The organism is Oribacterium sp. (genome assembly GCF_057249185.1).
In genome coordinates this window covers 1-11637 of the sequence record NZ_DBHIGR010000058.1, presented here as the reverse complement: position 1 = coordinate 11637, position 11637 = coordinate 1, and the positions used below count along the sequence as shown (strand labels likewise).

Annotated in this window: 13 protein-coding genes; all 13 read left to right on the top strand. The window is 45.0% G+C overall.

The window, feature by feature from the left end; genetic code table 11:
* A partial coding sequence (locus ACO4PX_RS04900; RefSeq protein WP_485571764.1) for a nuclease/transposase family protein occupies positions 1-553 on the top strand: 553 nt, incomplete at its 5' end.
* 132 nt (positions 554-685) lie between these two features.
* A complete protein-coding gene (locus ACO4PX_RS04895) occupies positions 686-1600 on the top strand; it encodes an AraC family transcriptional regulator (protein WP_156778116.1) in 915 nt (304 codons plus the stop codon).
* Entirely contained in the window at positions 1597-1866 is a 270-nt protein-coding gene (locus ACO4PX_RS04890) for a type II toxin-antitoxin system HicB family antitoxin (RefSeq protein WP_455010516.1), read from the top strand. The genes ACO4PX_RS04895 and ACO4PX_RS04890 overlap by 4 nt, the downstream gene beginning before the upstream one ends.
* Before the next feature lie 107 nt (positions 1867-1973).
* Positions 1974-3362, top strand: a complete 1389-nt coding sequence (locus tag ACO4PX_RS04885; RefSeq protein ID WP_485571761.1) for a dihydroorotase — start codon at positions 1974-1976, stop codon at positions 3360-3362.
* A gap of 167 nt (positions 3363-3529) precedes the next feature.
* Positions 3530-4252 carry a dihydroorotate dehydrogenase electron transfer subunit gene (locus tag ACO4PX_RS04880; protein WP_308580375.1) on the top strand — a complete coding sequence of 241 codons (723 nt, stop codon included), beginning with the start codon at positions 3530-3532 and terminating at the stop codon, positions 4250-4252.
* Positions 4253-4264: 12 nt separating this feature from the next.
* Entirely contained in the window at positions 4265-5176 is a 912-nt protein-coding gene (locus tag ACO4PX_RS04875) for a dihydroorotate dehydrogenase (RefSeq protein ID WP_183684553.1), read from the top strand.
* A 77-nt stretch (positions 5177-5253) separates the two neighbouring features.
* Entirely contained in the window at positions 5254-5958 is a 705-nt protein-coding gene (pyrF, locus tag ACO4PX_RS04870) for an orotidine-5'-phosphate decarboxylase (protein ID WP_308580376.1), read from the top strand.
* 181 nt (positions 5959-6139) lie between these two features.
* Entirely contained in the window at positions 6140-6778 is a 639-nt protein-coding gene (gene pyrE, locus ACO4PX_RS04865) for an orotate phosphoribosyltransferase (protein WP_315376165.1), read from the top strand.
* 105 nt (positions 6779-6883) lie between these two features.
* Positions 6884-7807, top strand: a complete 924-nt coding sequence (gene pyrB, locus ACO4PX_RS04860; RefSeq protein ID WP_485571758.1) for an aspartate carbamoyltransferase — start codon at positions 6884-6886, stop codon at positions 7805-7807.
* A 177-nt stretch (positions 7808-7984) separates the two neighbouring features.
* Positions 7985-8416, top strand: a complete 432-nt coding sequence (locus ACO4PX_RS04855; RefSeq protein ID WP_007156785.1) for an aspartate carbamoyltransferase regulatory subunit — start codon at positions 7985-7987, stop codon at positions 8414-8416.
* Between the two features lie 100 nt (positions 8417-8516).
* On the top strand, positions 8517-9956 hold the full coding sequence (locus ACO4PX_RS04850) for a 4-alpha-glucanotransferase (RefSeq protein ID WP_485571756.1): 1440 nt from the start codon (positions 8517-8519) through the stop codon (positions 9954-9956).
* 105 nt (positions 9957-10061) lie between these two features.
* Entirely contained in the window at positions 10062-10895 is an 834-nt protein-coding gene (locus ACO4PX_RS04845) for an HAD family hydrolase (protein ID WP_485571754.1), read from the top strand.
* 79 nt (positions 10896-10974) lie between these two features.
* Positions 10975-11637, top strand: a 663-nt coding sequence (locus ACO4PX_RS04840; protein ID WP_485571752.1) for an alanyl-tRNA editing protein, incomplete at its 3' end; no start/stop codon positions are given.

Sequence of the window (11637 nt, the reverse complement as noted above, 5' to 3'; positions counted from 1 at the left end):
ATATCATGCCGGGCTGTTGGATATTCATTATTTGGGAAAGGGGGAGGACTTTACGCATTTACCCGAAAGCTATATTATATTCATTACAGATAAGGATATTTTCAAAGCAAAGAAACAGCTTTATCATATCGAGAGGAAGATAGAGGAAATAGGAGCTGATTTTCAGGATGGTTCCCATATCCTATATTTTAATACAGATTGCAAACAGGATAATACCTTAGGGAATCTTGCCAAAGACTTTCATCGAGAGAATCCTGAGGAAATGCAATCTAAAATTTTATCGAAAAGAGTAGCTTTGCTGAAATCAAGGCGCTTGGATAAGAAAGGAGAGCAAAAAATGAATTTAGTGTTAGAGCAATACAGACAAAAAGCATTTCGGGAAGGTATTGAAGAAGGCATGGAAAAAGGAATGGAAAAAGGCGTTGAGAGTGGAAAGCAAAGGATGGCTCTTCTTATGGGAATCCTTGCCGAGAAGGGCAGGGTGGAGGACATCAAAAAAGCTGCAGGGGACAAGTTATATTTAGAAAGCTTACTTTCAGAGTTTGGCCTATAAAATTAGTCTTTTTGCCTATAGAGAACTCTGCTTTTCTATGGCGGAAAGTTTTCCCCTATGGTAGAATGTAACTGCTTATTTTTTTATTCTACCGGATTGCAAACTGTGATATTCCAAAAGAGGAGAGGTGCTATGCAAAGAACAAAAAAACACAGCTCCATTCCCAGGGAGTATCCGCTGCCAAGGCTTTATACCAGTGTCAGCACCAAAGAAGAAAGCTTAAAAGTTGAGGCGGACTGGCATGATTATTATGAGCTGATTTATTTTCAAGAAGGGAGCTTTCAGCTCTATCTCAATTTGAAAGAAATCAATATCGAAGAGGAATGTTTGTTTTTGATTCCCAAGGGCTGTGTCCATCGCTTGTATGCTACTTCAGAGAAGGCTGTGGAGCATTCTTTATGTTTCCGTTTAGAGGATTTCTGCTTTTCGGAGGAGGATATTCTGGAGCAGGGATTTTTCAGGGAATTAAGAAAAGAAGAACACTTTTTTCCTAAAGAAATCAGCCTGTCTCATTTGGGATTTTTGGAGATGGTACAGGGCTTTTCGGAAATTTACAAGCTGTTTCACCAGCACGGGAAGAAAGAAAGCTCTGTTTCCTCCAGCAATTCCTATCGTCTGGAGAGACTGGCAGACCACATGATGGTTAAGGGGGGCTTGTTGCAGCTCTTTGCCATTATGGAAGGTATGGGGATGATTTCGGAAAGGCGTTTGGTGGAAGAGGAAAAGCAGGTGCTGTTTATTAAAAATAGTATTGAATATATTCGTGAGCATTATGCGGAGAAGATTTATATTCGGGATTTGGCAAATCTATGCCAGTTAAACGAGCAGTATTTTACTCGTTTTTTTGGAAACAATGTGGGGATTTCCCCGCTGGAATATATTAATCGTTACAGAGTAGAAAAGGCGGTGGAGATCCTCTCCGGGGGAGAGGATAAGGTTTTGGATGTGGCTAAAGCCACCGGTTTCCATAATCAAGGGAATTTTATCAAGATATTTAAGAGCATTATGGGAGAGACGCCCCACCAGTATAGAAAGAGGTTAGAATGACATATTATTATCCTGCGGTAATTCGGAAAAAAGAAGATGGCTACAGAGTGGATGTAATCGACTTGGAGGAATGCTACGGCGAAGGAAAAACAAAGGAAGAGGCCTTGGAAGATGCTCGCTATGCCGGTGTGAACTGGTTGCTAGTGGAGTCGGAGGAGTCCATGGATTTCCCGAGGCAGACCCATTTGGATGACATCGTTTTAGGCGAAGGAGAAGAAAAGACTATGCTGGCTTTTCTTATGCCGAAGGAAGGCTGGGACGAATAAGGCTTTCTAAAGTTAGGGACTAGTAAAGCTTCCTCTATCCTCTTGCAAGACCTTCGGAATTTTGCTATACTCTGTCGGACGTAGAGACAGGAATAAAGGAGGATAGGGTGAATAAAATCGTTCTTCGCAATGGCTTTGTTTACAAAAAGGAAGGAATCGTAAAGGCTGATCTTTTGATTTCTGAGGGAAAACTATTTCTTCAATTCTCTAAAATGGACGAAGAAGGTGCCATCGTTTATAACATGGATGGAAAATTAATAGTTCCGGGCTTCGTGGATGTACATGTACATCTGCGGGAGCCCGGTTTTTCTTATAAAGAGACTATCAAGAGTGGATGCAGAGCGGCTGCCCATGGGGGCTACACGGCGGTTTGCGCTATGCCGAATCTAAATCCCCCTCCTTCGACCATAGAGAATTTGACTTTGGAAATGGATAAAATTCACGAGGATGCCTGTATTGCCGTGTATCCTTATGGAAGCTTAACGAAAAATCAGAGTGGAAGAGGGGAGTTATCCGATATTGCGGAATTGGCTCCCTATGTCATCGGTTTTACCGATGACGGAAAGGGCATGCAGGATGACTGGTTGATGCTGGAAGCCATGGTGCAGGCGAAGGCGGTGGGGAAAGCGGTGATTGCCCATTGTGAGGATGAAAGGGAACTAAAACCCGGCGGCTGCATCCATGATGGCATGTTTGCAGAGGCTCACGACTATATCGGCATCAACAGTGCTTCTGAGTGGAAGCAGGTGGAAAGAGATATTCATTTGGCAGAAGAAAGCGGTGCCCAGTACCATGTTTGTCATGTTTCCACCAAGGAATCTGTAGCGCTGATTCAGAAGGCTAAGGAAAAGGGACTGCCCGTATCCGGAGAGACAGGTCCCCATTACCTGATGTTTACCGATGAGGATTTACAGGAGGATGGTTCCTGGAAGATGAATCCTCCTATCCGCAGTATGGAGGATAGGGCGGCATTGATTAAAGGTATACAGGAAGGCGTGTTGGACTGCCTGATTACGGACCATGCCCCCCATAGTGCGGAGGAGAAGTCCAAGGGCTTAGACGGCTCTTCCTTCGGCATTGTGGGTTTGGAGACAGCATTTGCCTCCATGCTACATAACATGGTGCTTCGAAATCCTTTGGATCAGGATCCGGAGCGGGTGGATCTTAGAAAGGCAAAGTGCGGTACGGAAGAGCTTTTCAAAGATAGCGGGAAAAAGGCTTACGGCGCAATTTCTTTATACCGACTTTTAGAAATCATGTGTACCAAGCCAAGAGAGCTTTTCCCTATTTGTGGTCCCAAGTATATTGCAGAGGGAGAAGAGGCAGATCTTGCCATTTTAGACTGTGAGAAAGTCTATCGGGTAGATCCCACAAAGTTTTACTCCATGGGAAGAAGCACTCTCTTTTCCGGTATGGAGATTCAGGGTGAGGTAGTGAAGACCTTTTATGAGGGAAAAGAGATTTATGACAGAGAAAAAGGCTTCTTAGAGGATTAAGTGCTTATTTTGAAAGTATTCTTCTTGATTAATCCGGTTTTTTGTATAGAAGAAGGATATGCAGGAAGTATACCTTTGTTTTGAAAGACCGGGGTAAAGTACCGGGAGCCTTTCAATATTGAAAAACTTGAGTCAAGGTTTTGGGAGTAAAGGAGTGAAGAGGGAAGATGAAAGAACGGGAGTTTAAGATTTTAGAGAATCGTCCCCTGGCTAAGGATGTATATCTTATGAAAATGGACGGGGATTGCTCGGCAATTCAGAGACCCGGGCAGTTTGTGGAAGTGGAGATTCCGGGAAAATATCTTCGCCGCCCCATTTCGGTTTGTGATGTGGAGGGAGATCAGCTTACTTTAATTTACAAGGTACTGGGACAGGGCACAGAGCTTCTTTCTTATAAAGAAGAGGGGGAATATCTTTCCCTCTTAACCGGTTTGGGAAATGGCTATGATCTTCGCAAGGTTCCGGACCATCCGGTGCTTTGCGGAGGCGGAGTAGGCGTGCCTCCCCTTTACTATCTATGTAAAAAACTGGTGCAGGAGAATAAGCATCCCTATGTGGCTTTAGGCTTTAGAACCAAGGAAGATGTTTTTTTTGAGGAGGAGTTTCGTGCCCTTTCCGTTCCTATCAACATCACCACAGAAGACGGCTCCTACGGCGCCAAGGGATTTGTAACAAGCATTTTGGGGCAGCATGACTATGCTCTTTGCTGTGGCCCTGAGCCTATGTTAAAGGCTGTGTACCAAGGGGTAAAGGATGGACAGTTCAGCTTTGAGGAAAGAATGGGCTGCGGTTTTGGCGCTTGTATGGGTTGTAGCAGGAAAATGAAGACCGGCATGAAGCGGATTTGCAAGGACGGACCGGTATTTTCCTATGATGAGATTGTATGGTAAGGAGTGGAAAAAATGGTGGATTTAAGAACAAAACTCTCTTCATTGGACTTGGACAACCCTTTGATTCCTGCCTCCGGCTGTTACGGCTTCGGACAGGACTTTGCACCGCTCTATGACTTAAATATTTTGGGCTCCATTTCCTTTAAGGGAACTACGGTGGAGCCAAGAGAAGGAAATGCCCTGCCCCGTATTGCAGAGTGCCCCATGGGGATGTTGAACTCCGTTGGCCTGCAAAATCCGGGGGTCAAGGTGGTGGTGGAAGAAGAACTTCCTGCCTTAAAAAAGATTTTCCATAAGCCTTTGGTAGCAAACATTTCGGGCTTTTCCTTCGATGAGTTTTCTATCCTTGCGGAGGAGATGGACAAGGTGGAAAATGTAGGGCTTTTAGAGGTAAATATCTCCTGCCCCAATGTGCATAACGGCGGTATGGCCTTTGGAACCGATGCCAAAAATGTGGCGGAGGTTTGTAAGCGGGTAAAGGAAAAAACCAAGAAGCCTGTCTATATGAAACTAAGCCCCAATGTAACGGATATAACGGAAATGGCAAAGGCGGCGGAAGCAGCAGGAGCCGACGGCATTTCCCTAATCAACACTCTCTTGGGAATGCGGATTGATATAAAAAGAAGAAGACCGGTTTTAGCCAATAAGGTGGGAGGTTACTCCGGACCCGGGGTCTTTCCTATTGCCCTTAGAATGGTGTATCAGGTGCGAAAGGCTGTGCAGATTCCCATTATCGGCATGGGAGGCATCGCCTCTGCCGAGGATGTAATAGAAATGATGATGGCGGGAGCCAGTGCGGTGGAAATCGGGGCGGAGAATCTGGTACACCCTTACATTTGCCGGGATATTTTGGAGAATCTTCCCATTCTTTGCGAAGAACTGGGGATTTCCTCTTTACAGGAGATAATCGGAATTATTGATTAATAGAAAAAGTTTTTTCGCTTTGCGAGATAAGAAATGAAGATATAGCTTTTACGTAAGTCAGACAGAAAGGATAGACCATGGGAAAAGATGTGATTGTAGCTTTAGACTTTCCGACAGGGAAGGAGGCATTGGACTTTTTAGACCTCTTTCAGGGGGAAGAGCGGAAGCCCTATGTTAAGGTAGGAATGGAACTTTTCTATAGCGAGGGACCGGAGATTGTACGGCAGATTAAGAAGCGTGGCCATTCTATCTTTCTGGATTTAAAGCTTCACGATATTCCCAACACCGTAAAGGGAGGTATGGCCTCTCTGAAAGCTTTAGGCGTGGATATGACCAATGTGCATGCTTCCGGAGGCATCCAAATGATGAAGGCGGGATTGGAAGGGCTTTCCGGGGGAGAGCATTTACCCATCCTGATTGCCGTAACCCAGCTTACCTCCACCGACCAGAGGATGATGGAGGAGGAGCTTTTGATTCCGAAAACCGTGAAGGAAGTGGTACTTCATTACGGGGAAAATGCCAAGGAGGCAGGTCTTCACGGAGTGGTTTGCTCCCCCCATGAAGCAAAGGAAATCCATGAAAGAATCGGCACAGACTTCTTAACGGTTACCCCCGGAGTGCGTTTTGCCGGAGGAGAAGTGGGTGACCAAAAGCGTGTCATGACTCCGGAGGAGGCCAAGAAGGTGGGCTCCGACTATATCGTCATGGGACGTCCCATTACCAAGGCGGAGAATCCGGTGGAAGCCTATCGGGAGGCAGTGCGTCAGTTTTGTGATGCCTAGTTCCATCGGAATGTGTAAAGCGCGGTGGAGGCTATCGAGAGGCAGTACGTCAGTTTTGTGATGCCTAGTTCCATCGGAATGTGTAAAGCTTCGTGAGAGCTAATCGAGAAACGGTCCGACGGTTTAGTGATACCATCGTAATAAATTATAGAAAAGCGTATAAGATAGAAAAGGAGATATTATGGGAAGAAAAGAAGAGATTGCAAAGGGACTTTTATCCATTCAGGCGGTATTTTTACGGCCGAAGGATCCTTTTACCTGGGCATCAGGGATTCATTCTCCGATTTACTGTGACAATCGTCTGACCCTGTCTTTCCCTAAGGTAAGAAGACAAATCGAAGAGGGCTTGGCTGAGCTTGTAAAGGAAGAGTTTCCCCGGGCGGAGGCACTTTTCGGAACCTCTACCGCAGGGATTGCCCATGCAGCCATTACCGCAGAGATTCTTGGCCTTCCCATGGGTTATGTTCGTGGCTCTGCAAAGGATCACGGAAGACAGAATCAGGTGGAAGGAAAGCTTAGTAAGGGAGACAAGGTAGTCGTTGTGGAAGATTTGATTTCCACCGGAGGCTCCGTACTGGACTGCGTAAAGGTTTTACAGGAAAATGGAGCGGAAGTTCTGGGGATTGTCAGCATTTTCACCTATGGCATGCAGAAGGGAAAAGACAGACTGGCAGAAGCCAAGGTAGTAAACCACTCCCTTTGCGACCTGGACGCCCTTCTTCCTGTGGCGGTGGAGCAGGGCTACATTGAGAAGGAAGAGCAGGAAAAGTTGCTTCGCTTCAGAGATAACCCCTCCGATGAGTCCTGGAGAGAGGCATAGAGCTTTTTCTATAGGGAATTTTCCTTGAAGAAAATATTCCGGAAGAAACAAGATGAAAAGCTGATTTCGCAATGGTTTGTAGGCAAAAATAGGAAAGGAAAGAAAATGGCAAAGGAAAATCGTAGTATTATTAACATCTTGGATTTGAGCATTGAAGAGCTGGATCATTTGATGGATCTGGCGGATAAGATTGAGAAAAACAAAGAAGAGTACTGGGAAAGATGTAAGCATAAGAAGCTGGCGACTCTCTTTTTCGAGCCTTCCACAAGAACCAGACTTTCCTTTGAAGCGGCTATGTTGGAATTAGGCGGATCTGTTCTGGGCTTTGCCGGAGCTAGCAGTTCCTCTGCAGCCAAAGGCGAAAGTGTGGCGGATACCATTGAGACCGTCTCCAACTATGCGGACATTATTACCATGCGACATCCCAAGGAGGGAGCGCCGGTGGTGGCGGCAAACCATACCTCCGTACCCTTTATCAATGCGGGAGACGGCGGACATTTTCACCCTACCCAGACCTTGGCTGACCTTTTAACCATTCGAAGATGTAAAGGAGAGCTTTCCGGTTTAACCATCGGTCTTTGTGGAGACTTGAAATTTGGTCGTACCGTACATTCCCTGATTGACGCCATGCTCCGTTACCCCAATAATCGCTATATTCTGATTTCTCCGGAGGAGTTGCAGCTGCCGGAGTACGAAATTGAAAAGCTGAAGGAAGAAGGAGCGGAATTCATTCAAACCACTGACTTAGAGGGCTCCATTCCTGAGCTGGATATTCTTTACATGACCAGAGTGCAGAAGGAGCGTTTCTTTAACGAGGAAGATTATCTTCGTTTGAAGGACATTTACATCCTGACCAAGGAAAAGCTGGAAAATGCCAAGAAGGATATGGCGATTCTTCACCCCCTTCCCCGTGTAAATGAGATTTCCGTGGCGATTGATCAGGATGAAAGAGCCAAGTATTTCTACCAGACTCTCTGTGGAAAGCAGATGCGTATGGCATTGATTCTGTATCTATTAGGATTGGATTAGTAAAAAAATTTGGATCTAAAAATGATAGCCTGAACAACAGCTTAAAGCATAACTTGAAGCAAGACTATAAGTGAGAAGTTTCTGGAAAAGCATGCCGAAGAGTTTTATCAGAAGGTATTGAAAATCATTAAGCCATTTTGTATGGAAAGAGAATTTAGCATAGAGAAAGGATAAAAGATGAAGATTGACGGAATCGAAAACGGAATTGTACTGGATCATATTAAGGCCGGAAAAAGTATGCTGGTATACAAATATCTGGGACTGGACAGTGTAAAGAGCCCGGTGGCTTTGATTCAAAACTGCCATTCTCAGAAGATGGGACAGAAGGACATTGTAAAGATTGCGGAAAACATTGACTTGGATCTAAATGTCTTAGGCTATATCGGACCGGGCATTACGGTAAACTATATCCAGGATGGAAAACGGGTGAACAAGGCTACTCTGTCTTTACCGGACACCCTAAAGAACGTTTTGCATTGCAAGAATCCCCGTTGCATTACCTCTACAGAGCAGGAATTGCCGCACATCTTTAAGCGAATTCAGGGACAAAAAAGACAGTATCGTTGCATTTACTGTGATACAATTGCGAAAAATGACGATTTTGAATAAGAGATAATAGCGTAAAGCTTTTTTGGGCGAAGAAAAAAATTTCAAATCGCAGAAAAAACCGAAAGCGAGATATTTCATTCAATGAGAATAGGAGAGTAGTATGGAGAAGAAAATTTTAGACAGAAGAAGAGCGGGACTTTTGATGCCTATATTTTCCTTGCCGGGAAAATACGGTATCGGTTCTTTTTCCAAGGAGGCCAGAGCCTTTGCAGACTTTTTAAAAGAGGCGGGCCAGAGCTATTGGCAGATTCTTCCCTTAGGCCCCACGGGCTATGGAGATTCCCCCTACCAAAGCTTCTCCACCTTCGCCGGAAACCCCTATTTTATTGACTTGGAGCAGTTACAGGAGGAGGGCTATCTTTCAGAAGGGGATTGTGCAGAGCTTGCCAATGCCTCCGAGAGCCAAATTGACTACGGTATGCTTTATGAAAAGCGTTATCCTGTGCTGAAGAAAGCTATGGACCGCTTTTTCGAAAAGCTGAATACTCCGGAAGGACAGGAAGAAAAAAAGGCTTTTCAGGACTTTTGCGAGAAGAATTCCTTCTGGCTTTCTTCTTATGCCCGTTTTATGGAAGGAAAGCTTCCCTATCCTAAGGAGTTTCACGAAGCCTGCCAGTACTTTTTCCAAAAGCAGTGGCTAAGCTTAAAGGCCTATGTGAATAGCCTTGGGATTCAGCTGATTGGAGATATTCCCATCTATGTTTCTCTGGATTCCTCTGATGTGCTGGACAACCCCTCCCTGTTCCAACTGGAAGGGGGAAGACCCAAGGCGGTGGCAGGTTGCCCTCCCGATGCCTTTGCGGAAAATGGACAGCTTTGGGGAAATCCTCTCTATGACTGGGAAAAGCATAAGGAAACAGGCTATGCCTGGTGGATTTCCAGAATGAAGCACTGCTTTACTCTTTATGATGTGGTAAGAGTGGATCATTTCCGGGGATTTGATGAGTATTATTCTATTCCTTACGGGGATGAAAATGCGAAAAGGGGCCACTGGGAGAAGGGTCCGGGAATGGACTTGTTCCATGCTTTAAGAGAAGCTTTGGGAGAGCAGGCGGTGATTGCGGAAGACTTGGGTTATGTCACAGAGTCTGTAAAAAAACTGGTGGAAGACAGCGGTTTCCCCGGGATGAAGCTTCTGGAATTTGCCTTTGACTCCAGAGAAAGTGGAGATTATCGGCCCAATACTTGGACGGAAAATACGGTTTGCTATACGGGAACCCATGATAATCAGGTCTTAAAGGAATGGTTCTTGGAAATTGAAGATGCGGATCGACAGATGGCAGCAGACTATGTGGGAAAAACCGTGGAAGAGCTCCTGGCTATGGATTATGTGGACTTTTTCATTAAACTGACTTTAAATTCCAGATCCAACACGGCAATTATCCCTTATCAGGATTATTGCCATAAGGGAAAGGAAGCCAGAGTGAATAAGCCCTCCGTTCTAGGCTGTAACTGGAGCTATCGATTCCAAAAGGAAGATTTCACCAAGGAAATGGCGGAGAAGATTCGTGCTTTCTGTGAGGAAAGCAAGAGAATCTAAAGCGGTTTTCTGGCTATTTCTATAGCTGAAGCTATGGCAGCTTTTGTTAGAAGTTATAAAGCAGCATATATCATTCGGAATACAGTATAGAGAAGATAGGGAAAGATGAGAGAAGAAGTAAATTGTCCGAAGAATAGAGAAAAGAAAAAGGGGATGGTGGCCTTTGACTTAGACCATACCCTCTTAGACCATAAGAAGGGAGCTATCACGCCCTCCAGCTTGGAAGCCATTGAACGCCTAAAGGAAAATGGCTATCTTGTGGTGCTGGCTTCCGGCAGAAATATGTATGACCGCTATTCTTACGACTATTTGAAAGAAATCGCTCCCCATGCTTTGGTGCAGATGAACGGTACCAAGGTGCTTTTGGATCCCTTGGAGAAGCAGGAAGTTTTGATGCATAGCGTGATGTCCAAGGATTTGCTGGAACGATTGATTCGCTTTGGAAAGGAACATCATATTGCTCTTGGAACCGCCATAGAGGATAGGGATTATTTCACGGAAGAGGAACAGGTGGTACAGTACGACCTGAATTTTGTGCAGGAAAGCGACAGGAATTTCGCTCCGGTGGAGGAACTTTTACAAGAAGAGGTTTCCGCTCTCTGTTATTGCGGTGGCGTAGAGGGGGCAGAGGCTATTAGAAAGAATTTTCCGGAGTTAAATGTCTTTCCCTTTAGCAGAGACACCGGGGCCGACCTTTTGGAAAAGGGCTACAGCAAGGCTATGGGCTTAGAGAAAATCGCCGAGGTTTACAAGATACCCAGAGAAAAGACGCTTGCCTTCGGCGACAGCTTTAATGATGAGGAAATGCTTCTTTGGGCAAATGTTGGAGTAGCTGTAGGAAACGCCATTCCTTATATCAAAGAAAAGGCGGATATTGTGGCAAAGCCCATTTGGGAGGACGGTATATATCTTACGCTAAAGGATTTAGGGTTGGTTTAAGAAGCAAAAGGGAGAGTATCAAACTTTTTGCTTTCAGCAGGAATATATAGCTATTCTTAGAATGAGTAACGAGGAAAAAATGATTAAGGAAGCCTTATATTATCAAAGAGGAATCAGAGGGAAAGAGGCGGAAAAAGAGCTTCTTATTTTGGAAAAGCGGGAGCTTTCCAAAGAGGAAAAAGAAGAGTTTATAAAAAAATGGGGAGGAAGCTATTCTTCCCTTTTTTGCTATAGACTTTCGGAGCCCTTCTTCTATCCGGAGGGAGGCGGCCAGCCCTGTGACAGAGGAAGCATTGCCGGTGCAGAGCTTCTCTTTGTGGAGGAAAATGAAGGGGAGCTGTGGCATTATTTAGAAGTGGATTTGCCTGAGGGAGAAAAAGTCCTTTGTAAGTTTGACGCGGTTTTTCGGAGATGGCAGTCGGAAAACCACAGTGCAGAGCATATTTTTTCAGGCCTTGTGAGCAAGAGTTTTCCCTATAAAAACAGCGGTTTTCACATGGAATGTTTCGGGGAAAATCCCCACATGACCGTGGATTTTGACGGAGAATTCAGCGAGAAGGAACTGGAGGAGCTGGAGCAGGGGGTGAATGCCGTCATCCGAAAAAATCTTCCCATAAGAGAAATTTATCTGGAAGGGGAAGAAGAAAATACGAGTTCAGAAAGAAAGGACGGGAATATTTCATTTCGACAAAAGAAAGCTTTAGAGGGGGATATCCGTATAATTGAAATTCCCGAGGTGGAT